Raw genomic sequence first — 24,375 nt, forward strand, 5'->3', positions numbered from 1 at the left:
ATTTTAAAATTTAAGTGCTTAAAGGCTAGTATAACGCAAAAATTTCAAGGAAAAATATGAAAAAAATTGCCATTTTTGCCCTTTTGCTGGGCGTAAATTTATTCGGTGCAAGCGAGGTTTGCAAGGAGTATGTCAAACAAAGCAGGCTCTATCTTGACGAGCTTTACGCCAAAGAGAGCAAGAAGCTTGCAGGTGATGAGAAAGCGCTAAGGCTTTTTGAGCTTAAATTTGATGAGTTTAAGCAAAGGCAAAGCGGCCAAGAGGCGATGATAATGCAAAATAACGATGAGAAATTTTGCAAAAGCGAGCTTGAAAAGGTAAATAAGCTTCTTTCTGAGCTTAAAAAATAGCTCAAATTTGAGCGTTTAAGTCCCACTCGATGGGCGTTTTGCCATGGTTTGCTAGGTAGATATTTGCCTGTGAAAAGTGCCTGCAGCCAAAAAACGCCCCACGAGCTAGCGGACTTGGGTGGGCTGCTTCTAAAATGAGGTGCTTGCTGGCGTCTATAAGCGGTGCTTTTGCCTTGGCTGGGTTGCCCCAGAGCATAAAAACTACATTTTGTAAATTTTCACTTATCTTCCTTATGACGGCGTCTGTAAAGCCCTGCCAGCCAAAGCCAGCGTGAGAATTTGCCGCTCCAGCACTAACGCTTAAAGTCGAGTTTAGAAGCAGCACGCCTTGCTTTGCCCACTTTGTAAGATCGCCGCTATTTGGCTCTTTTATGCCAAGATCGGCGTAAATTTCTTTATAAATATTCACAAGGCTTGGGGGCACTCTCACGCCACTTGGCACTGAAAAGCTTAGCCCCATGGCTTGATTTGCGCCGTGATATGGGTCTTGGCCTAGGATGACGACCTTTACGGCGTGAAATGGCGTTAGGTTAAATGCGTTAAATATAAGCCCGCTTGGTGGATAGACGACACCAGCGCTCTTTGCTTTTAAGAAATTCTCTTTGATGCGTGCGAAATTTTCACTCAAAAACTCATCTTTTAGCACCTCTTTCCAGCTTGGCTCGATCTTTACGTCATCTAAATTTATCTGCATTTTCCTGCCCTTTTTTGGTTTTAGCGGTATAATTTTAACTAAATTTATCCAAAGGAAAGAGCTGTGTCAGAGCAAATTTTTAATAAAATCCACGATCTTCTTAGCAAAAATGGGGCTAAATTTAGAGTGATAGAGCATGAGAGTGCGAGGACTTCAGAGGAGGTCGCTAAGATAAGAGACACAAAGATGAGTCAGGGCGCAAAGGCGCTGGTCTGCTCTATAAAAGGCGTAGATGAGGAGAAATTTGGGCAAATTTTTAAAGATGAAAATGTGCTAGATGGCTACTTGCTAGATGACGAAAAGCCAGTGATGAAGGCTGGTAAAATTTACTTGCTCGCGGTCTTGCCAGCTGACGAGCAGGCTGATCTTGACGCGCTTACGCAAAAATTTGATGGTAAAAGAGCGAGCCTTGCTAGTCCAGAGGAGGTTACAGCGCTTGCTGATTGCGTATTTGGCTCGGTTCCGCCATTTAGCTTTCATAAAAATTTGCACCTTGTTGTGGATGAGAGTTTGCTAGAGCGAAACGATGAGATTGCCTTTAATGCGGGACTTCTTGATAGATCAGTCGTTTTAAACGCAAAAGACTACGCTAGGATAGTAAAGCCGGTGTTTGTTAAATTTGCAAAAGAAAAGTGCTAGGCTAACCACTTCCTAGCACTAAATTTGTCGGGAGAAAAATGAATTTAAGTAATGCAAAGACGAGAAATTGCTAAATTCATTTCAAGAGCAAATATTATCAAGGATAATCTTAAAATATAATAAAGTATATTGATAAAATATGCATATTTTAGGGATATTTATCTTTATATATAAAAAAATATATTTTAAAAACCAAAAATTTTGGCTCAAATTTTACTAAATTTAAAAAGAATTTATAAAAATTTGCTTAGCAATTATTAAGTTTAGCTTAAAGCCCATTTCGATAAAATCCTTAATCGTTCTTTTATTGTAAAAAAGACAATTTGATATAAGGAAAAACAATGAGCGATATCATCGCATACAAACTAAATGGCGAAATAGTCGATACTCAAAGTATCGCAGGGCGTGAGAGTAGTGCTGAGCCTATCTATTTTGACAACTCAAAAGAGGCACTACACGTTATCAGACACTCCTGTGCACATCTCATGGCACAAGCTATCAAATCACTCTATCCAAAGGCGAAATTCTTTGTCGGACCAAACGTAGAAGATGGATTTTATTATGATTTTAGAGTTGATGATGAGGGCACGAAGCTAGGCGAGAGCGATCTAGCAGCGATCGAAGATAAGATGAAAGAGCTTGCTGAGAAGAAATTTGACATCGTTAAAACCTGCTCAACTAAAGCTAATATGAGTGAGAAATTTAAAAACGACGATCTAAAACAAGAGGTCTTAAAAAGAATTCCAGATGGCGAAGTGAGCAGCTACGCACAAGGCGATTTTGAAGACCTTTGCCGCGGACCACACCTACCAAATACTAAATTTTTAAAATTCTTCAAGCTTACACGCGTGGCTGGGGCATATCTTGGTGGCGATGAGAGCCGTGAGATGCTAACTAGAATTTACGGCACAGCTTACGCAGACAAAGAGAGCCTAAAAGAGCACATCCGCATCATCGAAGAGGCTAAAAAGCGCGATCATAGAAAGCTTGGCGTCGAGATGAAGCTATTTACATTTGATGAGGAAGTGGGTGGCGGTTTGCCTATCTGGCTACCATACGGCGGACGCTTGAGATCAAAACTAGAGCAGCTCTTATACAAAGCTCACCGCGACCGCGGCTACGAGCCAGTACGAGGTCCTGAGCTTTTAAAGGCTGATGTGTGGAGAAGAAGCGGTCACTACGCAAACTACAAAGAAAATATGTACTTTACAACGATCGATGAGACAGAGTATGGCATCAAGCCGATGAACTGCGTTGGTCACATCAAAGTCTATCAAAGTGACATCCGCTCTTATCGCGACTTGCCGCTTAAATTTTTCGAGTATGGCGTCGTGCATCGCCATGAGAAAAGCGGTGTGCTTCACGGACTTTTCAGGGTTAGAGAATTTGCACAAGATGACTCACATATCTTTTGTATGCCAAGCCAGATCAAAGAAAATATCTTAGAAATTTTAAAATTTGCTGGCACGATAATGGAAAATTTTGGCTTTCATTACGAGATGGAGATTTCAACCAAGCCAGCCAAAGCGATCGGTGGCGATGAAATTTGGGATACAGCTACAAAAGCGCTAAAAGAAGCTCTTGATGAAAATGGCTTTAAATACGGCATCGACGAGGGCGGCGGCGCATTTTATGGACCAAAGATCGACATTAAGATAACTGACGCGCTTAAGAGAAAGTGGCAGTGCGGCACGATACAAGTCGATTTTAACTTGCCAGAGCGCTTTGATCTAGGCTACATCGATGCAAACAACGAAAGACAGCGCCCTGTAATGCTTCACAGAGCACTGCTTGGCAGTTTTGAGAGATTTATAGGAATTTTACTTGAGCACACTGCTGGCGAGCTACCATTTTTCATAGCTCCGACGCAGGTTGTCATCGTGCCTATTAGCGACGCGCATTTAGACTACGCAAAAGAAATTTCACGCGAGCTAAGAAAGATCAACGTTGATAGCGAGATCGCAAGTAAAAATGAGAGTTTAAATAAGAGAATAAGAACGGCAGAAAAACAAAGGGTGCCTATGATAGTCGTGCTAGGAGACAACGAAGTAGCGAACAAAAGCGTTGCGTTGCGCGACAGACAGGCTAGGACGCAGAGTGATATGAGCTTGGCGGAATTTATAAATTTAACGAAGGAGAAACTTAGTGAGGTACATTTTTGAGTAAGGAAAATGAAGTATTGCTCAATGAGGACATAAGGGCGAGAGAGGTAAGATGTGTAGGGGATGATGGCACGGCATACGGTGTCATCTCAAGAGATGAGGCTTTAGATATCTCAAATAAGCTTGGGCTTGATCTAGTGCTTATAGCGCCAGATGCGAAGCCGCCAGTTTGCAAGATAATGGACTATGGCAAATTCCGCTATCAGCAAGAGAAAAAGCAAAAAGAGGCCAAGAAAAAGCAAAAAACCATCGAGATAAAAGAGATAAAACTCTCTGTCAAGATCGCCCAAAACGATATAAACTACAAGGTTAAACACGCAAGCGAGTTTTTGCAAGATGGCAAACACGTTAAATTTCGTGTATTTTTAAAGGGTCGCGAGATGAGCACCCCAGAGGCTGGCGTAGCCATGCTTGAGAAGGTCTGGGAGATGATAAAAGATGAAGCTGATCGCGACAAAGAGCCTATAATAGAAGGTCGTTATGTAAATATGCTTGTAACTCCAAAAAAGGGTTAAATTCTCACAAAGAGCAGGCTAGGGCTTGCTCTTTTTCATTAAATTTTTAATACAAAAACTCACAAATAACTATTTTCAAAAATTCTATCATTTTTATATCTACTAAATTTACGCAATGGCGTTTGCGGTTGATGTGGCTTGTGATTAAATTTTGTAGTATGAATTTAGACGCGGCTTAAATTTAGTAAATTTTGATTTTTGCTTACTGGAATTTAATACTTTGACATCACTTGTATAGATGTTGTGCTGAAAATAATCTAGACAAATTGACTTTCTTGTGAGTTTGTAAATTTAAGTGTTTGCATGGGCGCTTGAAACCAAATTTTGTCTAATTGTAGGCTAAATTTGGTAAGAAGCTTGATTGTTTGTAGCTTAAATTTAGCAAATTTTAAATTCCCTTGTTCGAATTTGATTATCTTGCTGTCACTCGCAAAAGCGCTGTGCCTAAAAACTTCTTGTGAGTTTTAAATTTTGTCTTTTATATGCTTGAGTGAGAGTTTTTAAGCTAAATTTTGCCTATGAGCTAGCTAAATTTGGCAAAGAGAATATCGCTTTAATAATACTTTTTACAAAATGTTTTGACTACTTTTAGTTTTATTTGATGAGCAAATTTGGTAAGAAACTTGATTGTTTGTAGCTTAAATTTAGTAAAATTTAAATTATCTTGTCCGAATTTGATTGTCTTGTTGTCGCTAGCGTGGGTTACTTTATTGAAATTTGGCCAAGCAAACGCAGCCCATTAGAGTAAATTTGAACTTCTTGTGAGTTTGTAAATTTAAATGCGGTGCGGGTGTTTTAAGCTAAATTTTGCTTATGAGCTAGCTAAATTTGGCAAGAGAAATATTGTTTTAATAATACTTTTTATGTGGCGACCAAATTTGATGAGAAATTTGCTTATTTGTGGGTTAAATGCAGTAAATTTCAATTTTCGCTTACCAAAATTTATCCCACCTTTTACTGCCTCTTACGTGAGTGCTTTACTAAAATTTAACTAAGCAAACGCAGCCTATTAGAGTAAATTTGAACTTCTTGCGAGTTTGTGAATTTATGGTGCGTGTGCGAGTTTTTAGGCTAAATTTAGTAAGGAATTCGCTTGTTTGTAGCTTAAATTTATAAAAGAGGATTTAGTCTGAGCTGAGCCTAAATTTATTAAATTTCATAAGCCGTTTCTTGTCAAAAAAGTGTTTTTTATCTGCTTGAGAAATTTTAGGTTTTGCTCATTTTTTGGCAGGATTTTGTTATCTAGCCCTACTATGTCGAAGTTGCAAGCGCTATAAAAAAATCCTTAAAGTCGCTAGAAATTCATCTGCTACAAAGCTTCTTGTCGCCAAGTAGCCATGCATAGACCGCACCACTCGTGCAATCAAGCAAAATATCCACAGGACGCTTCACAGCAAAAACTTTCAATCTTACTGCTCAAACCTCGCCACTCCACCATTTGCCGCCGTATCAGCTCTTTTGACAAAAATTTATACCAAAAGCTCTAAAAAAGTGGTCTGCTTGCCACCCTAGTGAAATTTAACCAAGCTTCAAATCCACATTCGCCACACCAGCGCAAATTTGTCAAAAACGAACGCTCTATACACACCGCATAAAATGCTTCAAGCTAGCGTAAATTTGCTAGCTTGCTAGTAAAATTTGCCGTGCAAAAGGTAAAATTCTATTTTGGCTAAAACTCCAGCCAGCCTTATATTGATTTACGTCCAAATTTAGCTTGGACGTAAATTTACAGAGCCAAATTGGCCTACACATATCCTTGATCTATCATCGCATCAGCCACTTTTCTAAAGCCAGCGATATTTGAGCCAAGCACTAGGTTGCCCTCATCGCCAAACTCTTTACTCGTTTCGTAGCTTAGTTCAAAGATGTGGTTCATGATGTCATGAAGTCTGCGATCGACCTCTTCAAAGCTCCACGAAGTCATGCCAGCATTTTGCATCATCTCAAGGCCACTTGTGCCCACGCCACCAGCGTTTGCTGCTTTTGCCGGCGCAAAGTGAAAGTCTTTTTGCGCAAGCATGAAATTTATCGCATCAAGCGTGCTTGGCATGTTTGCGCCCTCAGCCACGAAGCGGCAGCCATTTGCGTAAAGCACTTTTATGTCAGCTAGGTGAAGCTCGTTTTGTGTCGCACATGGGAAGGCTCCGTCGCATGGCACGTCCCAGACGCCGTTTCTGCCCTCTTTGTATTCGCTCACGCTTACATATTTTGCATTTGGTCTAAATTTGGTGTATTCGTTAAGGCGAGCGCGTTTTACTTCTTTTAGCTCTTTAAGCACCGCTAGATCGATGCCCTCAGCGTCATAGACGTATCCGTTTGAGTCAGAGACGGTGATAGGCAGTGCGCCTGCTTGATAGAGCTTTTCGACTGTGTAGATGGCGACATTTCCGCTACCGCTGACGCTGCATTTTTTGCCCTCAAGATCAAGTCCAGCTTTTTTTAGCATGTTTTGAGTGAAATATACTAGTCCGTATCCAGTAGCCTCTGTGCGCGCTAGGCTGCCGCCCCAGTTTAGCCCTTTGCCAGTTAGGATGCCATCAAATCTGCCAGTTAGCTTTTTATACTGGCCAAACATATAGCCGATCTCTCTAGCGCCCACGCCGATATCGCCTGCTGGCACATCCACGGTGTTGCCGATGTGGCGGTAAAGCTCGCTCATAAATGCTTGGCAAAAGCGCATTATCTCGCCCTCGCTCTTACCTTTTGGATCAAATGTGCTGCCACCTTTTGCACCGCCGATATTTACGCCAGTGAGCGAGTTTTTGAAAATTTGCTCAAATCCAAGAAATTTTAGCACGCCAAGATCGACGCTTGGGTGGAGCCTTAGACCGCCTTTGTATGGGCCAACAGCTGAGTTAAACTGCACGCGGTAGCCGTTATTTACCTTTGGTCTGCCATCATCGCCCGTGTATGTCACGCGAAAGATCACCGTGCGCTCAGGGATGACGATGCGCTCTAGGATCGCGTGTTTTTGGTACTTGCTCTCTCTTTTGATAAGCGGCTCTAGGCTGTTTAGAACCTCAGTCGCAGCTTGGACAAAGACGCCTTGACCTGGGTTGGTCTTCTTTATCCACTCCATCGTTTGTTCGATGTACTCGCTCATTTTTGCTCCTTTTTCCTTTTTTTGTAGTTAAATATTAACTCGGCTAGAAAAAATTTTTATTTAAAGATATTTTAATATTTTTATTTTGGGCAAAGAGTGTTACATATCGAAACTAAATTTATAAAATTTACTAAATTTGCGCCATCTCTTGCCAAAAAGGAAGTGCTGTGTCGTCTGCTTGGACAAAATTTAGTATTTGCTTGGCTGATGGCAGGGCTTCATCATTTAGCCTTGCTATATAGGTACTAGCAAGCGCTATGAAAAATTTTTCAAAGTCGCTCGCAACGCGTCTGCTGCAAAGCTTTTTATCTTCAAGTAGCCACGCATAGACCGCACCACTCGTGCAATCAAGCAAAAATATCCAAGGATCACCTACGGCAAAAACTATCAAATTTACTGGGCGAGCTTCACCTTGCCACCATTTGCCACCAAACTCATCTACGCTGTTTAGGCGCACTAGCTCGCTTGCGTAGTCGCCTCTGGAGCCAAAACTGACATTGCAAATTTCAAAATTGCCAAGGTCAAATTTGCTTAAAATCTCTGTAAATTTAGCTGGGAAATTTACGCCAAGGCTCTTTTGTGTTTGCATAAACACCAAAGCATCCTTTTGCGGCAAAAGTCTCATACCAGTCATGCCCTCTTGCTCTAGCGGCAAGAAAATTTGATCTAGTTTTCTAGCGATCTCGTCTAATTTTAAAAACATATCGCTCCTTAAATTTGCTAAATTTGGCAAATTTTATCAAATTTAGCCTAGTGCGCTTTGAAATTTGGGTTATAATCGCCATAAATTTAAGGAGCTAGCGTGGTTAGATCATATCCTCTTGATATGCCTGGCGTGGAGTTTCGCGGACACGGCGTAACTGGCATTTATGAGATGGGTGAGCGCATTGCATTTGTACATTTTGCTTTTGGGGTGCCTAGCGAGCTAGAGATAGCTCAAAAACTAACGCCAAACTACGTGCTACTAGATACATTTTCACGCGACTTTAGCGAGCATAAAAGATCAACGCTTACCTATAAACAAAGCGAAATTTTTATAGCTAGCAATGCGCGTTGCTACCTAGAAAATGGCTACTTCGTGCTAAATACTAGATACTACAAGGGCTACATAAACTCCCCAGCAAAGCTCATAAAGATAGATAACGGGCAGATGAGCGAGCTCGGCGTTGCTAATGAGCCCATAAAAGAGATATATAACGACGCTAAAACGTATGAATTTGATGGTTTTTGCGTGCGAATGAGCTCGCCATTTATGATGGAGTGCAAAGAAATTTTAGGCGGCGCAGAGTTCAAAAGCGAAGCAAAAGATGAAAATTTAAACGCTAATTTGCCGCCCAAAGAGCAGGGCGCAAGGATAGGCAAGACCATCTGGCGGCTAAAGCTTGGCGCATATCTCTACACACCAGTTTGCCTGAATGATGGGGTGCTTTACTTTGGCACCGCTGGCAAGGGCGGCGATCTATACGCCGTGGATGCAAAAAGTGGCGAAGTGATGTTTAAGTTTAAAACCAGCGGCACGGAGCATTTTGTTTGGGTCGATGGTCAAATTTTGCTTGCAAACCGCAAAAATAAGCCAGTTTTGATAAGCGCTAAAGATGGCTTACTTTTAAAAGAGATAGAGTTTGAGAAATTTAGCCTTAGCGCAGATCAGATCATGCTAGTAAGTGGTGGCAGGCTCTACGCCGTGGCAAATGACGGAGCTAAAATTTACGCAGTTTGCGCGGAAATTTAGCCTTGGCGAAATTTATCGCCAAAGCCGCAATAAGATAAATTTATCTCTTCTTTTTATATCTTTTTATCGCCTCTACGATGACCTCTTCTAGGTCGTCATTTGGCTCTTTGTTCATATCATCATAGGTGTTTTCAAGGATAGTTTTTAAGTTTTTCTCAACGTAGCTAGTATCGAAAAATCCTCTTCTAAATTCCTTACTTTTGCTGATCGTTAGCAAAAATGGAATGATCGTTCGCACGCCCTCGATAGTAAATTCTTCAAGTGCTCTTTCAAGCTTATTTACAGCAAGATCGTAGTCGGTTGCTTTGACGATCAGTTTTGCGATGAGTGAGTCGTAAAATGGCGGTATGGTGTAGTCTTTATAGACGTGGCTATCGACGCGCACAGATGGGCCAAGAGCTGGGTAGTAGCCCTCGATCGTGCCTGGTGCTGGGATGAAATTCTCCCAGACATTTTCAGCCGTGATCCTGGCCTCTATCGCGTAGCCGCGTGGTTTGATATCGCTTTGCTCGATCTCTAAAATTTCACCAGCTGCGATCCTTATCTGCCTAACTACTAGATCATGGCCTGTGATCTCTTCAGTGATGCCGTGCTCCACTTGGATACGAGTGTTCATCTCCATGAAGTAAAAGTTGTTGTAGTCATCTAGCAAAAACTCGATCGTTCCTACGTTTGAGTAGCCCACAGCCTTTGCAGCGGCCACTGCGGTCACGCCCATGATCTTTCTTAAGTTTTCACTGATCGAAGGACAAGGTGCGATCTCGATGATCTTTTGGTGGCGCCTTTGGATAGAACAGTCACGCTCGCAAAGGTGGATGATGTTGCCGTAGTTGTCGCCTAAAATTTGAAACTCGATATGGCGAGGGTTTACGACTAGTTTTTCCATGAAGACTTCGTCGTTGTTAAAGTATGCCTTTGCCTCTCTGGTGCACGACTCAAAGGCGTTTTGCATATCTTCTTCTTGCCAAACCTCCCTGATGCCACGGCCGCCGCCGCCGCCGCTTGCTTTTAAGATGACTGGGTAGCCTATGCGTCTAGCGTGCTCTTTTATGGCATCCATGCTCTCGTCGTTTAGCTTCTCTGTGCCTGGCACTATTGGTATGCCGTTTTTCTTCATAAGATATCTTGCGACGTTTTTATCGCCCATTTTCTTGATGACTTCGGCCTTTGGACCGATGAAAATGAGCCCAGCGTCCTCGACTGCCTTTGCAAATTCGTAGTTTTCACTTAAAAAGCCGTATCCTGGGTGTATCGCGTCAGCTCCGCACTCTTTAGCAAGCTTTACGATCGCTTTGGCGTCAAGATAGCCTTTTATTGGGTCGTCGCCCACTTGATAGGCCTCGTCAGCGATCCTGACGTGCAAGCACTCGCTGTCCGGCGCTGTATAAATTCCCACACTTTGGATGTATAAATCCCTACAAGCTCTGACTATCCTAACTGCGATCTCGCCACGGTTTGCGATAAGAATTTTACGTATCATAGGCTATCCTTTTTTAGGTTTTTCTTATCATATAACTATTCGATTTATTTTTAGATAAATTTATTAAGAGTATTTTTAAAATTTGAGTGCAAAGGTCAAATTTACACTCAAATTTAGTCATCTTTGGATGATCTGTGGAAAAGGTGTGGCTAGGGCTTTTTTGCTAAAATCAGCCGCTTCGATGGTGAAATTTGTAGCAAATTTTTGTATGCCCTCTTTTTTATATGCACGCCTTTGGATGGTGAAAAGGACTAAATTTCCGCCTTGTTTGGTGTAGCGGTATATCGAGTGCTCGGCTGTTGGAGTGCCATTTAAATTTGAAAATATCGTGATATCAAGATAAATTTCATTTGCCAGCGAGCCCTTTTTATAAGCTACTTTTAGCCCTTTTTCTTTCATCTTATTTAGGTCATTTATCTTTTGCTCGACTGCTTGCTCGATCGTCGCTTCAAATTTGAGCGTATTTAGCGAGAGCATGTAGCTAAAACTCTCTGGTTTTTCGCCAGGGAGCAAGTATTCTTGTGTGAATAAATTTGGCACAGGCTTGGCTGAATATGCCAGCGAGTAGAGCCTGTTGTCAAATTTAACTTGTATGGGCTCAAAATACTGAGTTGCGGCCAGCAAAAATATAGGCAAAGCGATAAATGCTAAAATTTTCTTCATCAAATTCCTTTAAAACGGATTTACTATCATTACCCAAATGATGATGAGCATCGCAACAGTCGGCACTTCGTTGTAGGCTCTAAAGAAGATACCGCTTTTGTTACAGCGTTTTTCTTTGAGCTGCTTCATGTAGCGACCAAGGTCTAGGTGATAAATAGCCATGATGATGACAACTAAAATTTTAACGTGGATGTGACCCATTTTTATGAGATCAGGCATAGCGACTATGATCAGCGCACCAGTTACAAATGATCCAATGAGCGCAACCCAGCCGATGTAGTGATACATCTTATACTCCATCACCTCGACCACTTTTACGAAGTCTGGCTTGTTCATGTTTTCTACGTGATAGACGTAGAGTCTTGGCTGATAAAACAACACTGCCATCCACGATATGAAAAACAAATAGTGCAGGTATTTTAAATAGAGATAGTATTCTGACATGGTGTCTCCTTATCTAAAAAGTATTTCTTTTCTTGCTTCAAATTCTGCCTTGCTGATGGCACCACTCTCGAAAAGCTCATAAAGTCTTTTGAGGTCCTCTTCTTTGTCTTTTAACTTCACTCTCTCTTTTAGCTCGGCCTTTTGTAAATTTTTATCCACGCCACTGCCGACTAAAAACGCATCGATGATCCACCAGATGAACCAGATGCCTAAAAATATATATCCTATTAATATGATCTGCAAAGAGTAGCCTATAAAAAATAGTCCCATCATCAAAAAACCAGTGATAAATTTACCAAGGTAAATTCTATGCGCCCCAAGCCAGCCAGTAAATAGCCAAAGCGCGTATGCGACGTAGATGTTAGTTCCCATTTTCTCTCCTTTTTCTAAAACTTTGCCAAAGTATCATCACCACGCAAAGATCGATCATAACATCAGCGAAGTTAAAGACCGCAAAGTTAAACCACTTGTGCCAAAAGACATAGTCCACGACGCCGCCATGGATAAACCTATCTGTGATATTTGAGCTGCCAGCTCCTAGCAGGCCTCCAAGCCAGATAGCGTGCGAAAAGAGTAGCTTTTTTTCTACCAGCAGATAGATAAAAACGCCTAAGATAAGGGCTATTTGTATAAATTTAAGCCACTCATCTAAAAAGGCAAACATAGAAAATGCAACGCCCTTATTATATGTAAGAACTAGCGAGAAAAACTCGCCCTCCCACGAAAAACCATCTATAAATATCATCTTTATCGCCTGATCAACGACAAAAATGACAAAAAACGCAATGAAAAATTTAACCAAATTTTTACGCATTTAGGGCTTTTATAAAAAATTTCTCAACTTCATCCATGCGTTTTTCAACTAAAGTTTGATTTTTGCCCTCAAGCAAAAGTCTGATCAAATTTTCAGTGCCAGAGTATCTAAAGAGCGATCTTATGCCCTCTTTTGCAAGGCTAGCCTCAAGCTCTTTTAGCCCCTCTATCTTATCAAGCGGTTTTTTCTCTGTGATCTTTAAATTTAGCAAAATTTGCGGATATGGTTTTAGCTCGCCAAAAATTTCACTAGCTTTTTTGCCTTTTTTAAGCATCATCGCAACGACTTGCATCGAAGTAACAAGGCCGTCGCCAGTTTTAGCGTAGTCGTTAAATATGACGTGTCCGCTTTGCTCGCCGCCAAAATTTATGCCATTTTCTTTCATCATCTCAAGCACGTATTTATCGCCTACGTTTGAGCGAAGTAGCTTGATCTTGTGAGCTTTTAGATAGTCATCAAGTGCAGCGTTACTCATCACCGTAGCCACGATAGCACCACCTTTTAGAGTCTTTTGCTCGTGTAAAAATGCAGCTAACGAGCCAAGTATAGCGTCGCCATGCACAACTTCGCCGTTTTCATCGACAACGACAAGCCTATCAGCATCGCCGTCAAACGCAAAGCCGATGTCAGCACGAAGCCTTTTTACCTCGCTTGCTAGCTCTTCTGGGTGAAGCGCACCGCAGTTTTGGTTGATGTTGCTACCATTTGGCTCGTTGTTTATGACGATAACATCAGCTCCAAGCTCACTAAATACAGTTGGCGCGACCTTGTAAGCAGCTCCGTTTGCTACGTCCAAAACTACTCGTAAATTCTTTAAATTTAACTCTTTTGGGAATGAATTTTTGATCTGCACGATATATCTGCCGATAACATCGTCGATCCTCTTGTTTGCGCCGATCTCTGTCATCGTCTTTTGGGCATTTGCGATGAGCTCGTCGTCGTAGAAGATTTTTTCTATCTCGGCCTCTATCGTCTCATCAAGCTTGTTGCCAAAGCTATCAAAAAATTTGATGCCGTTATCGTAGTATGGGTTGTGTGATGCGCTTATCATTATGCCAGCGTCACAGCGCATATTTTCTGTTAAAAATGCGATCGCAGGCGTTGGCATAGGGCCTATTTGAAGGACGTTGTAGCCAACTGCAGTTAGCCCTGCAACGATGGCGGTTTCTATCATATAGCCACTTTTTCTAGTATCTTTTCCAACCAAGATCACATTTGTCGCTGAGGTCTTTCTAAAGTAAATTCCAGCAGCCATTGCAAGGCGCATAGATGTTTGAGCTGAAAGCTTTTCGCCAGCCTTACCACGAACTCCGTCTGTTCCAAAAAGTTTCATCAATTTATCCTTTTTATTATAAAATGATGCTATTTTATCAGAAATTATCAAATTTAAAATCTAAAATTTTATTTGTTTTAAAGCAGACTTAAATTCAGTTATAATTAAATATATTTTTCATATAATCACGGACTAAAATTATCAAAAAAGGTATATTATGGCAAACCATAAATCTGCTGAAAAAAGAGCTAGACAAACTATAAAAAGAACAGAAAGAAACAGATTTTACCGCACTAGACTTAAAAACATCACAAAAGCAGTGCGCGTAGCTGTAGAAGCTAAAGATCTAAATGCTGCAAATGAAGCTTTAAAAGTTGCTAACAAAAGCATCCACAGCTTCGTAAGTAGAGGCTTTTTGAAGAAACAAACTGCTGCTCGTCGCGTTAGTCGCCTTGCTCAATTAGTAAATACTCTAAAAGCTGCTTAATCTATTAAATTTTAATGTTTGCTGATAAACTTCATCCATTTTTGGATCGCTATGATGAAATTTCTACGCTTCTAAGCGATCCAAATATAGCAAACGATATCGAAAAGATGACAAAGCTCTCAAAAGAGCAATCATCTATCGAACCAGTCGCAACTGCTGCAAAAAAATATCTACAAATTCTAAACGACATCGAAGAGAATAAAGCCTTACTTGAGGACTCTGAGCTTGGCGAACTTGCAAAAGATGAGCTTAAAAATTTAGAAATTTCAAGAGAGAAGCTTGAAGAAGAGATCAAAATTTTACTTCTTCCAAAAGATCCAAACGATGATAAAAATATATTTTTAGAAATTCGCGCAGGTACTGGTGGTGACGAGGCTGCACTATTTGTTGGAGATCTTTTTAACGCTTACATTAGATATGCAGAGCTTCGTGGATATAAATTTGAGATCGTTAGCCAAAGTGAGGGCAATACTGGCGGCTTTAAAGAGATCATCGTGCTCATAAAGGGCAAAGGCGCTTACTCAAGGCTAAAATTTGAAGGTGGCACGCATAGGGTTCAGCGTGTACCAGAGACTGAGAGCCAGGGTAGGGTACACACCTCGGCTGTGACTGTGGCTATCATGCCAGAGGTTGAAGACAGCGAGATCGAGATCAATCCAAATGATATAAGAGTTGATGTTATGAGAAGCTCGGGCCACGGCGGCCAGTCAGTAAATACAACTGATAGTGCCGTTAGGATCACTCACATACCAACTGGACTTGTTGTGACAAACCAAGATGGCAAGAGTCAGCACAAAAACAAAGAGGCTGCGATGAAGGTGCTAAAAGCTAGACTTTACGAGATGCAAGAGCAAGAGAGACTTGCAAAAGAGACTAGCGAGCGCAAGAGTCAAGTCGGCACTGGAGATCGCTCAGGCAGGATAAGAACTTATAACTACCCACAAAACCGCATAAGTGATCACCGCATAAATTTAACACTTTACCGCCTTGATGCGATCATGGCTGCAGGATTATTTGACGAGATCATCGAGCCACTTATCACTCACTATCAAGCAGAAGCGATGCTTGAGGCTGGCATTTAAGCGCAAAATTTATAAATTCTCACCAAGTCATTAAAAATCAAAAATCTACAAACTAAGATCCAAAATCATCTGATCTTGAAACGATCTTAGTTTGTCTGTTTTATAATAAAAAATAATATTTATTCATATATTTTTCAAAAATAATTTAAATTAAATTTTTAGATTTTAGTTCATTTATTGCGATATTTTGGGCTTTGGTAAATTATAAATCTTTACTTGTGATATTAAAAAATTTTATTGATTGATCATAAGTTAGCATTAATAATAATACTCTATAATACCCAAACATTAAATCAAAATAAGGAGAAAATATGTCACTAAGTGCAAGAAATCAACTAAATGTTGAGATATCAGAAGTAAGAACAGGTGCGGTAAATTCGCTAATAGCTGGCAAACTAGCAGGTGGCGAGGTCCTAAAAGCAACTATTACAGTTGATAGCGAGAAAGCTCTTGATCTTAAAGTTGGTAAAAAAGCTATATTCTTATTCAAAGCTTCAAGCGTTATCGTTTCAAAAGACGACAGCATCAAGCTTAGCGCAACAAATCAAATCAAAGGCATTGTTAGCGAGATAAAAGACGGCGCTGTAAATGCTGAGGTTATCATCGACGCAAACGGCAGCAAAATTTCAGCTATCATCACAAGAGAGTCAGTTCATAACTTGGCTTTAAAAGCAGGCGACAAAGTAACTGCTATTATTAAAGCAACTCAAATCATAGTTGGTGTTAAATAATTTTCGGAGCAAATTTGCTCCGATCCTCTAGTTAAATTAATTTCTAAACTTAAGTAAATATCTAAAATCAAATCCTAAAATCTCTCATAAATTTTTCAAAACAAAAAATTTAATTAATACTTATTTTTTGTAAATTTAAAAATAAAATCTCCAAATTTTATACTAAATTTACTTTAATTGCCTATATAGCGTAAATATAAAGTCAAATTTGAATAAAAATAGTGTCAATAAATATTACCAAACTACGCTCTAATCGCACTTAGCTTTAATAAAGTTTAATTTAAAAAACTAATTAGACTATTTTAATAAAAAAGTCGTATAATCTAGTTAGTGAATATCTTACTTCAAAGGAGAGAGCATGAAAAATTCAGGTTTATCTAGAAGAGATTTTGTGAAATTTAGCGCTATCGGAGCCACGGCACTTGGCATGGGCGCTACAAATTTAATGGCTAGCCCAATGAACGAAAAAGATGTCAAATGGGACGAGGAGTATGACGTAGTCATCATCGGCTCAGGCTTTGCAGCTCTTGCAGCTGGTGTCACATCAGCTAAAAAAGGCAACAAAGTCGTCTTGATCGAAAAGATGGGCCGCACAGGTGGCAACTCTGTCATCAACGGCGGTATCTTTGCCGTTCCAAATAGCGACATGCAAAAGAAAGCTGGCATCAAAGATAGCACCGAGCTATTTATCAAAGACTGCTTGAAAGCAGGTCGCGGCATCAACCACGTTGATCTTTTGGCAAAGATCGGCGAGAGAGCGCAAGATGCCTACAAACTCACACTTGATTGTGGTGCAAAATATATTGATCAGATCACTCACGCAGGTGGCCACTCAGTGCCAAGAAGCCTTCAAACAGAGGTTGGCAGCGGTGCTGGTATCGTGCTCCCTATGACTGCGACATTTGAAAAATTAGAAGGCGCATCAATTAAAAAAAGGACAAAATTTGATGATTTTGTCTTTGACGACAAGGGCGCAGTTGTGGGTGTCATCGTCAGAGAAAACTACAAATTTGATGGCAATTTGATGAGTGACGATGTCGAAAACAAAGGCGGCGATACAAAATATATAAAAGCTAAAAAGGGCGTCGTACTAGCAGCTGGTGGCTTTTGTAGGGATAAAATTTTTAGACGCCTTCAAGATCCAAGGATCACACCTGAGACAGACTCGACAAACCAACCAGGCTCAACAGCAGGCGCGCTTCTAGCAGCATTTAGAGCGGGCGCTTATCCAGTTCAGCCAAGCTGGATCCAGTATGGCCCTTGGGGATGTGCCGATGAGACAGGCTTTGGCGTGGGATCGATGTTTAACGTAAATGGCTCTTTTCCGTTTGGAATTTCAGTCAATCCAAGAACTGGCAAACGCTATATGAACGAGCTAGCTGACCGCAGGACAAGAACTGAAGCGATGTTTAAAGTCATCCACGAAAAAGGCGAAGATGATAAAAACTTCCCTATCAACTTCTGCGACTCAAGAGCCCTTCCTCACATGCTCCCAGCTCACTATGAAAAAGCTATCGCAGCTGGAATTTGTAAGAAATTTGACACACTTGATGCTTTGGCAGCTGAGTATAAGATCCCAGTTGATGAGCTCAAAAAAACAGTCGCAAGATACAATGAATTTGTCAAAAAAGGCGTTGATGAGGACTTTGGCAAGCCAGTTGTTGAGACTACGACAAAGGGCATTGATATCTCAGTTCCGCCGTTTTACGCAGAGCGTGGCACGCCAAAAGTTCACCACACAATGGGCGGCCTAAATATCAACACAAAAGCCCAAGTCATGAACTCTCAAACAGCTATGCCTATACCAAATTTATATGCAGCTGGCGAGATCACAGGTGGCGTTCACGGAGCCAGCCGTCTAGGATCAGTGGCTATAACTGATTGCTTGACATTTGGTATGATCGCTGCTGAGACTATCGGCTAGAAAGAGGTGGCAGGCATTTGCTTGCCACTATAAATTTTTAAATCTATAAACCCCATTTTTCACTCGCTCAAAAATTTTCTTCTCTTCAAGTAGCTTAAACGTGCTTATCACTGTTGGTTTGCTCACATTTAGCTTTTCGCAAACTTCTGAAATTTTAAGCATGACAAAGCCATTTTCATCGCTTAGCTCGCAAAGTAAATTTATGATCTCTGCCTTTTTCTCGCCAAGAAGCGCTTTGTAAATTTCTTTTTCTAGCTCCAAATTTTATATCCTATCGCTACGCACCAAAGCGCGCCACATAAGAAATTTGCGATCATAACGGCAGCACTTCCAGCGTCCTTTGCCGCCTTTGCTAGGGCGTGGTAGTCTGGGCTTGTAAGATCAGTCACTCGCTCTAGGCCTGAGTTTAGGCACTCGCAAACTAGCACAAATGCCATGCTAAAGATCAAAAATAGATTAAAAATAAGGTCAAATTTCCAAAAAAATAGCGAGATCGTAGCCATCAAAAATATGCAAATTTCTATGCGAAAGCTCTTTTCGTTTTTAAAAATTTCAGCCAAACCCTCCCTTGCGTAGCTAAAATTTTTAAAAAATTTATACGTTGGCTGGTTTCTCATAACTTTCCTTTTTGTGATTTTTGGCATAATTATAATTAAAAAAAGGATGAAATTTGAAACTTATTAGCTGGAACGTAAATGGGCTGCGCGCAATCGTGGCAAAAGATGGCTTTGGCTGGCTTGATGAGGTTAGGCCTGATTTTTTGGGACTTCAAGAGATCAAGGTCAAAGAAGATGACGTGCCAAAAGAAATTTACAACCTTGGCTTTAAAGATATCAGTGTCAACTCAGGCGCAAGGGCTGGCTACTCTGGCGTGATGAGCCTTGCTAAATTTGACGTGCAAACGCAAAAAGCGGCCTTTTTTGACGACACGGAGGGACGAGTTTTGGAGCATAGATTTGATGATATCGTGCTTTTTAACATCTACTTTCCAAACGGCCAAAAGGACGATGAGAGGCTGGCTTACAAAATGGACTTTTACGAGAAATTTCTAGCTTATTGCAAAGAGCTTGTAAAAAGCGGCAAAGAGGTGATATTTTGTGGCGACGTAAATACCGCTCACCGCGAGATCGACCTGAAAAATCCAAAGGCAAACGCCAAAACTTCGGGATTTTTGCCTATCGAGCGCGCGTGGATAGATGAGGTGCTAAAAAGTGGCTTTATAGATACCTTTAGAGCCGTAAATGGCGACGTTGCGGACGCTTACTCGTGGTGGAGCTACCGCTTTAACGCAAGGGCGAAAAACGTAGGCTGGAGGATTGATTATTTCTTTATCTCGCAGGGGCTAAAAGATAGGCTAAAAGACGCCTTCATCTTGCCAGAGATCACCGGCAGCGACCACTGCCCAGTTGGCATAGAGATAGAAATTTAGAGCACGCCCTCTTCTAGCAGGTGGGTGATTAGGATTTTAAAGCCTAGAAATATAAGTATCGCTCCACCTAAAAAAAGTGCCTTTTTCTCTAAAATTTCACCCATAAATTTACCGATGTAAAAGGCGACTAGGCTTAGCACAAAGCAGACTACGCCGATGATGAGCGCGCTTTTGAATATACTAACTGCTTCAAAGCTAAGCGTAACACCAACGGCAAGTGCGTCGATGCTCGTGGCAAATGCACCCACAAAAATGGTCTTAATATCCATGCTTAAGGACTCGCCCACCTCGCTGCTACAGGCCTCTTTTAGCATTTTAAAGCCAAGAAAACAAAGTATAAAAAATGCGATGAAGTGATCAATTGAGCTTATAAATTTAGCAAAGCTAATGCCTAGAAAATAGCCAAGAAGCGGCATGAGAAACTGAAAAAAGCCAAGCATAAAAGCGATAAATAAAATTTTGCCAAAGCCAAGGCTTTTATACCTTGCGCCGTTTGCCATATTTAGTGCTGCGCTATCCATGCTAAGAGCGAAGCTAAGAAGTAAAAGCTGCATAAATTCCCCTCAAAAAAGGGTGAATTCTAGTGCAAAAATATTAAATTTATTTTAAGCGTTTAGATATTTTTTGTATGATTTTGCTTTAAATTTAAAAAAGGAGAGAAGATGAAAAGATCTCTTATTATTCTTTGTAGCGCGCTTGCTTTAAATCTGCAAGCCGCAAGCATGGATGATATGATAAATAAAGGTGTCAAAATCGCCACTCACGCATCAAGTGGCGACTATAAAAGCTTAGTTAGCGAGGCGCTAAATGCCGCTGTGAGCGAGCTTTCAAAAGAGGGCTTTATAAACAACGCTACAGCTAAAATTCCACTCCCAAAAAGCCTTGAAATGGCGTCAAATTTGGCCAAAAAAGTGGGCGGCGAGAAGTGGGCGCAGGACCTTAGCAAGTCGATAAACAACGCTGCTACCACGGCCGTGCCAAAGGCAGCTGAAATTTTTAGTGAGAGCATAAAAAATATGAGTGAAACCGATGTCAAAAAGCTCTTTAACGGCGGCAGCGACAGCGTTACGAAGTATTTAGAGAAAAGCTCCAGCCAAAAGCTAAAAGCGGCATTTACGCCGATAATTGAAAAAATGATGAGCGATAATAGCTTTGCAACAGCCTATAATGGGCTAAATTCTTTCATCGGCGGCTCAGTAAAAAACAACGAAACGATAAAATCAGTCAAAAGCCTAGCTAAAAATTTAGGCGCAAGCGAGTATGTGCCAGATGAAGGCGAAGACCTAAACGCTTATATCACGAGAAAGACGCTAGATGGGCTATTTAACGTGATGAGCGAGAAGGAAAAGGGGCTAAGAAGCGGCTTTAGCCTAGATAGTGGCAAAAAGGTGCTTGACTCGATATTTAAATGAGAAATTTAAGCGCTCAAAACAGAGCCGACATCGCTCTTATCGTAGTTGCCGTCGTTTGGGGCGCTACGTTTTTACCCATGGCAAACGCGCTAAAGACAAATGGCGTCTTTGTCATGCTCTTTTGCCGGTTTTTTCTCTCGGCTATCTTTATGGGCTTTGTCGCGCTTAAATTTACTAAGAAATTTGATAAAAAGAGCGTCATCTACGGCATTATCCTTGGAGCGGTACTATTTTTATCATTTGCCACGCAAACTTACGCCCTAAAGCTTACTTTTAGCTCGAGTGTCGCCTTTATCACGGGGCTTGAGTGCGTGATAGTCCCTTTTATGGCGGCTTTTATTTTTAAAAATAAGATAAGTATTTTTGCCATTTTGGGCGCTATGATCGCTATTTTTGGGCTTTGGCTCTTAAGTGGCGCCACGCTCGCACTTGGGAGCGGCGAGGCACTAGCGCTTGTTTGTGCGATATTTTACGCACTTTATACTACGCTAAATGGTCACTTTGTAAGAAAGAGCGAGCTTTATTTGCTTGTCTTTGTTGTCTTTCTCACAAATGCCCTGCTTTCGCTTGTTTTTGCGCTTTTTCAAGGCAGTATCGTGCCAAATTTCGATAGAGATTTTTTTATAGCGATATTTATCACGATGGTGATTGGCACCATATTTTGCTACTTTGTGCAAACTATCGCTCAAAGATACACGACCGCTAGCAAGGCGTCCTTGTTTTTCTGCTTAGAGCCAGTCTCTGCAGGGCTGATTGGCTACTTTTTTGCTGGCGAGATACTTAGTATCTGGCAAATTTTTGGAGCCATGCTCATCATCTTTGGCGTCATTTTTAGCGAATTTGGCAAGCAAATTTGCTCTAAATTTAAGCTCTAAAAGACAAAAAGCTTCATTTGAGAGTCTATTTTCTCATCTATAAACTCGCCCTCAAATCTCTCTTTTAACATCGCTAAAACCGTCTTTTCATCGTAGTTTTTAGCTCCGTTTATCTCAAGGTGCCAGCAGATATTTTCAGCTGCTTCTTGCACGCTTCGTCTAGCGATCCTAGTTTCGTTTAAAATTTGACTCTTATAAGCGATGCCTTGCTCATTTAGCCACGCTTCAAGCCTATCTACTACGTTTTTTTGAGAGAGCACGCGGCCAAATTTTTCAAAAAATGGCTCAAGCAGATCAGAGCTTCTAGGCTTGTCCCAGCCAAGATAGAGCTTTTGCTTGGCGCAGTTTTGAAATTTAGCAAAATCTTCATCGCTTGCAATGGCTGGGCTCATCGTGCAAATGGCGATATCAAAGTGTCTTGCTGGCTTAAATTCTCTCCACGAGCAAACCTCGCTGGTTAAATTTGTCACGCCAAATCTCTTTGCGTCCTCGTTTAAAATTTTTATCATCTTTTCTGAGCTATCGATGCCAGTTATATGCTTAGCCGTTTTTGATAAAAATATGCTCCAAACGCCCGTGCCACAGCCGATATCAAGGATATCTTTGCCGCTAAAATCAACTCCCCAAGCCAAGGCTTTACCAAAAATTTGCTGCTGGATAGCGCTGATCTTGCCGTCAAATCTTTGGTAGTTTGACGCCTTTTTATCCCATAAATTTTGCATTTTAGCTCCTCTTTTTGGTTATAATTTTAGCAAAAAAGGTCAAAAATGAGAGATTTTATATATCACGTCACCATCCCGCCACAAGCTATCGACATGCATGGTCACATGAACAATGTCTATTATTTCACCCTTATGCAAGAGGCTGCATTTGCCCACTCCGCCGCTGTTGGCGACACGGTCGAGGCGCAGTATAAAAGGGGAGAAATTTGGCTCATTAGAAAAAATGAAGCAAAATATATAAAAAGCGCAAAGCTGATGGATGAGATAGAAATTTACACCTACACGCAGACTGAGGGCAAGGCGACATCTTGCAGATATTTTGAGTTTAAAAAAGATGGCGAGCTAATAGCAACTGGCAAGACAGAGTTTGTCTATATCGACCTTGAGAAAAACCGCCCAAAAGCTATCCCAGCTGAGATCATCGCGCTTTACTCGTGACCGCACTCGTCGCAAACGCCCTTTATCACGGCACTTTTTATATTTTTAGCGACGCTTAGGTGAGGCATGTCGATGTTTGTCACCTTGTGGCAGATGTCGCAGATGAAGTAGGCTTTTGCCTCATTTGCCAGCTCGTAGTAGCTCTTGTGGTTGTTTTCGGTTTTTATCACGAGATTTTCTTTTTCAAAAATTTCCATACTTCTATAAAAGGTCGTCTTGTTTGCGTCAAGGCTCTCTAAAATTTCATCGTAGCTTAGCGGTGTTTTGGCGTTTTGTAAAATTTCAACAAGCTTTATGCGAAGCGTCGTAGGCTTGATATTGTGCTCTTCTAAGAAATTTCTCGCGTTCATCTTTGCCCTTTTTATTTTGCGTATATTAACGCTAAAAGATTTAAACTATATTTAAAAGAAAAGGCTAAATTTAGGCTTTTGCATTTTAAGTTGCAACCAAGTTGCATTTTGCTAAACTTCGCAATTATTTTTTAAAGGAGAGATAATGAGAAAAATTATCGTTTTTTTAGCTGTTTGTGCTTTGTCTCTTTTTGCAAAGCCGGTTGTGACTACTAGCATACTGCCAACGAAATTTTTTGTCGAGCAGATCGCTGGAGATACGCTAGATGTAAATGCGATGGTTGGCAAAGGCGCTGATCCGCACACTTATGAGCCAAAGCCAAAGCAGATGAAGGAGCTTGAAAAGAGCGAGCTTTACTTTGCTATCGGCATCGAGTTTGAAGACGCATGGCTTGATCGCTTCTCAAAGACATTTAAAAATTTACGCATCGTAAAGACGCAAGAGGGCATCGAAAAGATCGCTATGAGCGATGAGCATGAACATGAAGAGCGCCACGAGCACAAGCACGAGGGTGAGCATAAGCATGAGCACCATGACCACGAGGGCGAGCACCATCACCACCACCATGACGGCCTTGACCCACACATCTGGCTTGACCCTATCTTAGTAAAAACTCAAGCTGATAATATCGCAAAGGCGCTAATAGAGAAATTCCCGCAAAATGCAAAGCTTTATGAGGAGAATTTGGCTAAATTTAAAGCTAGCCTTGACGAGCTTGATAGCTTTATCAAAAACGAGCTAAAAGATGTCAAAACTCGCGAATTTATCGTATATCACCCATCTTGGGGCTACTTTGCAAAGCGCTATGATTTAGAGCAGATCGCTATCGAGATAGAGGGCAAAGAGCCAAAGCCAGCTGAGTTAAAAGAGCTCATCGAAGAGGCTAAAGAGCACGGTGTAAAGGTCATTTTCGTAGCTCCACAATTCCCAACAAAGGCTGCAAATTTGATCGCAAAAGAGACTGGCTCAAAGGTCGTCATGATAGACCAACTGCCTGAAAACTGGCTAGCCGAGATGAAAAAAACGGCTGAAATTTTCGCAAAAAGCCTATAAAA

General features: G+C 41.1%; 28 protein-coding genes. 14 read left to right on the forward strand and 14 right to left on the reverse strand.

Translation table 11 applies throughout. The features are described 5' to 3' along the window. Positions 1 to 56 precede the first annotated feature (56 nt). On the forward strand, positions 57 to 350 hold the full coding sequence (locus tag F3G76_RS08970; protein WP_107945394.1) for a hypothetical protein: 294 nt from the start codon (positions 57 to 59) through the stop codon (positions 348 to 350). Position 351: 1 nt separating this feature from the next. Here the strand turns inward: F3G76_RS08970 and ung are convergent, their stop codons facing one another. Then, on the reverse strand, positions 352 to 1,044 hold the full coding sequence (gene ung, locus F3G76_RS08975) for a uracil-DNA glycosylase (RefSeq protein WP_149706489.1): 693 nt from the start codon (positions 1,042 to 1,044) through the stop codon (positions 352 to 354). A 63-nt stretch (positions 1,045 to 1,107) separates the two neighbouring features. Here ung and F3G76_RS08980 point away from each other — a divergent pair, with 63 nt between their 5' ends. The 3 genes from F3G76_RS08980 (at position 1,108) to infC (ending at position 4,360) form a co-directional block, all read left to right on the forward strand. Then, entirely contained in the window at positions 1,108 to 1,683 is a 576-nt protein-coding gene (locus tag F3G76_RS08980) for a YbaK/EbsC family protein (RefSeq protein ID WP_149706490.1), read from the forward strand. A 341-nt stretch (positions 1,684 to 2,024) separates the two neighbouring features. Continuing rightward, entirely contained in the window at positions 2,025 to 3,845 is a 1,821-nt protein-coding gene (thrS, locus tag F3G76_RS08990) for a threonine--tRNA ligase (protein ID WP_103615960.1), read from the forward strand. Next, a complete protein-coding gene (infC, locus tag F3G76_RS08995) occupies positions 3,842 to 4,360 on the forward strand; it encodes a translation initiation factor IF-3 (protein ID WP_103611270.1) in 519 nt (172 codons plus the stop codon). The genes thrS and infC overlap by 4 nt, the downstream gene beginning before the upstream one ends. A gap of 1,744 nt (positions 4,361 to 6,104) precedes the next feature. Here infC and gdhA read toward each other — a convergent pair. Both gdhA and F3G76_RS09010 read right to left on the reverse strand, forming a co-directional pair. Next, positions 6,105 to 7,463, reverse strand: a complete 1,359-nt coding sequence (gdhA, locus tag F3G76_RS09005) for an NADP-specific glutamate dehydrogenase (protein WP_149706492.1) — start codon at positions 7,461 to 7,463, stop codon at positions 6,105 to 6,107. Between the two features lie 130 nt (positions 7,464 to 7,593). Next, positions 7,594 to 8,166, reverse strand: a complete 573-nt coding sequence (locus F3G76_RS09010) for an SMI1/KNR4 family protein (RefSeq protein WP_149706493.1) — start codon at positions 8,164 to 8,166, stop codon at positions 7,594 to 7,596. A gap of 99 nt (positions 8,167 to 8,265) precedes the next feature. Here F3G76_RS09010 and F3G76_RS09015 point away from each other — a divergent pair, with 99 nt between their 5' ends. Continuing rightward, a complete protein-coding gene (locus tag F3G76_RS09015) occupies positions 8,266 to 9,195 on the forward strand; it encodes a PQQ-binding-like beta-propeller repeat protein (protein WP_149706494.1) in 930 nt (309 codons plus the stop codon). Between the two features lie 40 nt (positions 9,196 to 9,235). Here F3G76_RS09015 and F3G76_RS09020 read toward each other — a convergent pair whose 3' ends face one another. From F3G76_RS09020 to glmM, 6 genes are all read right to left on the reverse strand, one after another. Next, on the reverse strand, positions 9,236 to 10,675 hold the full coding sequence (locus tag F3G76_RS09020; protein ID WP_149706495.1) for an acetyl-CoA carboxylase subunit A: 1,440 nt from the start codon (positions 10,673 to 10,675) through the stop codon (positions 9,236 to 9,238). Positions 10,676 to 10,792: 117 nt separating this feature from the next. After that, on the reverse strand, positions 10,793 to 11,338 hold the full coding sequence (locus F3G76_RS09025) for an HI_0983 family protein (protein WP_149706496.1): 546 nt from the start codon (positions 11,336 to 11,338) through the stop codon (positions 10,793 to 10,795). Between the two features lie 9 nt (positions 11,339 to 11,347). Continuing rightward, complete coding sequence (locus F3G76_RS09030; protein ID WP_149706497.1) at positions 11,348 to 11,782, reverse strand: HemJ family protein; 435 nt, start codon at positions 11,780 to 11,782, stop codon at positions 11,348 to 11,350. A 9-nt stretch (positions 11,783 to 11,791) separates the two neighbouring features. Next, entirely contained in the window at positions 11,792 to 12,154 is a 363-nt protein-coding gene (locus F3G76_RS09035; RefSeq protein ID WP_149706498.1) for an NINE protein, read from the reverse strand. Further along, positions 12,144 to 12,596: a signal peptidase II gene (gene lspA / locus F3G76_RS09040; RefSeq protein ID WP_149706499.1), complete on the reverse strand. Its 453-nt coding sequence runs from the start codon at positions 12,594 to 12,596 to the stop codon at positions 12,144 to 12,146. The genes F3G76_RS09035 and lspA overlap by 11 nt, the downstream gene beginning before the upstream one ends. Next, positions 12,589 to 13,929, reverse strand: a complete 1,341-nt coding sequence (gene glmM, locus F3G76_RS09045; protein ID WP_149706500.1) for a phosphoglucosamine mutase — start codon at positions 13,927 to 13,929, stop codon at positions 12,589 to 12,591. Before glmM ends, lspA begins: the two co-directional genes overlap by 8 nt. A gap of 157 nt (positions 13,930 to 14,086) precedes the next feature. Here glmM and rpsT point away from each other — a divergent pair, with 157 nt between their 5' ends. The 4 genes from rpsT (at position 14,087) to F3G76_RS09065 (ending at position 18,093) form a co-directional block, all read left to right on the forward strand. Next, on the forward strand, positions 14,087 to 14,356 hold the full coding sequence (gene rpsT / locus F3G76_RS09050; protein WP_004317319.1) for a 30S ribosomal protein S20: 270 nt from the start codon (positions 14,087 to 14,089) through the stop codon (positions 14,354 to 14,356). 14 nt (positions 14,357 to 14,370) lie between these two features. Further along, positions 14,371 to 15,438, forward strand: a complete 1,068-nt coding sequence (prfA, locus tag F3G76_RS09055; protein WP_004317452.1) for a peptide chain release factor 1 — start codon at positions 14,371 to 14,373, stop codon at positions 15,436 to 15,438. Between the two features lie 311 nt (positions 15,439 to 15,749). Next, on the forward strand, positions 15,750 to 16,169 hold the full coding sequence (locus tag F3G76_RS09060; RefSeq protein WP_149706501.1) for a TOBE domain-containing protein: 420 nt from the start codon (positions 15,750 to 15,752) through the stop codon (positions 16,167 to 16,169). Between the two features lie 358 nt (positions 16,170 to 16,527). After that, positions 16,528 to 18,093, forward strand: a complete 1,566-nt coding sequence (locus F3G76_RS09065; protein WP_103581277.1) for a flavocytochrome c — start codon at positions 16,528 to 16,530, stop codon at positions 18,091 to 18,093. Between the two features lie 27 nt (positions 18,094 to 18,120). On the opposite strand, the gene F3G76_RS09070 is transcribed toward F3G76_RS09065, so the two are convergent. Beyond that, a complete protein-coding gene (locus F3G76_RS09070; RefSeq protein WP_103610284.1) occupies positions 18,121 to 18,354 on the reverse strand; it encodes a replication/maintenance protein RepL in 234 nt (77 codons plus the stop codon). Next, positions 18,345 to 18,710, reverse strand: coding sequence for a diacylglycerol kinase (locus tag F3G76_RS09075; RefSeq protein ID WP_103610285.1), 366 nt, complete (start codon positions 18,708 to 18,710; stop codon positions 18,345 to 18,347). Before F3G76_RS09075 ends, F3G76_RS09070 begins: the two co-directional genes overlap by 10 nt. A 53-nt stretch (positions 18,711 to 18,763) precedes the next feature. Here F3G76_RS09075 and F3G76_RS09080 point away from each other — a divergent pair, with 53 nt between their 5' ends. Further along, a complete protein-coding gene (locus tag F3G76_RS09080) occupies positions 18,764 to 19,522 on the forward strand; it encodes an exodeoxyribonuclease III (protein ID WP_149706502.1) in 759 nt (252 codons plus the stop codon). Here F3G76_RS09080 and F3G76_RS09085 read toward each other — a convergent pair. Beyond that, the gene (locus tag F3G76_RS09085; RefSeq protein WP_149706503.1) at positions 19,519 to 20,076 is read right to left on the reverse strand and encodes a manganese efflux pump MntP; all 558 of its coding nucleotides are present in this window, start codon (positions 20,074 to 20,076) and stop codon (positions 19,519 to 19,521) included. The two genes, F3G76_RS09080 and F3G76_RS09085, sit on opposite strands and share 4 nt — an antisense overlap. A 108-nt stretch (positions 20,077 to 20,184) precedes the next feature. On the opposite strand from F3G76_RS09085, the gene F3G76_RS09090 reads away from it, so the two are divergent. Both F3G76_RS09090 and F3G76_RS09095 read left to right on the forward strand, forming a co-directional pair. Next, positions 20,185 to 20,934, forward strand: a complete 750-nt coding sequence (locus F3G76_RS09090) for a DUF4197 domain-containing protein (protein WP_012001000.1) — start codon at positions 20,185 to 20,187, stop codon at positions 20,932 to 20,934. After that, positions 20,931 to 21,809 carry a DMT family transporter gene (locus F3G76_RS09095; RefSeq protein WP_149706504.1) on the forward strand — a complete coding sequence of 293 codons (879 nt, stop codon included), beginning with the start codon at positions 20,931 to 20,933 and terminating at the stop codon, positions 21,807 to 21,809. Before F3G76_RS09090 ends, F3G76_RS09095 begins: the two co-directional genes overlap by 4 nt. Here F3G76_RS09095 and F3G76_RS09100 read toward each other — a convergent pair. Next, positions 21,806 to 22,531: a class I SAM-dependent methyltransferase gene (locus F3G76_RS09100; protein WP_149706505.1), complete on the reverse strand. Its 726-nt coding sequence runs from the start codon at positions 22,529 to 22,531 to the stop codon at positions 21,806 to 21,808. The genes F3G76_RS09095 and F3G76_RS09100 overlap by 4 nt on opposite strands. A gap of 45 nt (positions 22,532 to 22,576) precedes the next feature. Here F3G76_RS09100 and F3G76_RS09105 point away from each other — a divergent pair, with 45 nt between their 5' ends. Beyond that, positions 22,577 to 22,969, forward strand: coding sequence for an acyl-CoA thioesterase (locus tag F3G76_RS09105; RefSeq protein ID WP_149706506.1), 393 nt, complete (start codon positions 22,577 to 22,579; stop codon positions 22,967 to 22,969). Here the strand turns inward: F3G76_RS09105 and F3G76_RS09110 are convergent. Next, positions 22,960 to 23,319, reverse strand: a complete 360-nt coding sequence (locus tag F3G76_RS09110) for a Fur family transcriptional regulator (RefSeq protein ID WP_149706507.1) — start codon at positions 23,317 to 23,319, stop codon at positions 22,960 to 22,962. The two genes, F3G76_RS09105 and F3G76_RS09110, sit on opposite strands and share 10 nt — an antisense overlap. Before the next feature lie 145 nt (positions 23,320 to 23,464). Here F3G76_RS09110 and F3G76_RS09115 point away from each other — a divergent pair, with 145 nt between their 5' ends. Then, complete coding sequence (locus F3G76_RS09115) at positions 23,465 to 24,373, forward strand: metal ABC transporter solute-binding protein, Zn/Mn family (RefSeq protein ID WP_149706508.1); 909 nt, start codon at positions 23,465 to 23,467, stop codon at positions 24,371 to 24,373. Positions 24,374 to 24,375: the final 2 nt, after the last annotated feature.

It is taken from the genome of Campylobacter concisus (assembly GCF_902460575.1).
Classification (GTDB): domain Bacteria; phylum Campylobacterota; class Campylobacteria; order Campylobacterales; family Campylobacteraceae; genus Campylobacter_A; species Campylobacter_A concisus_AW.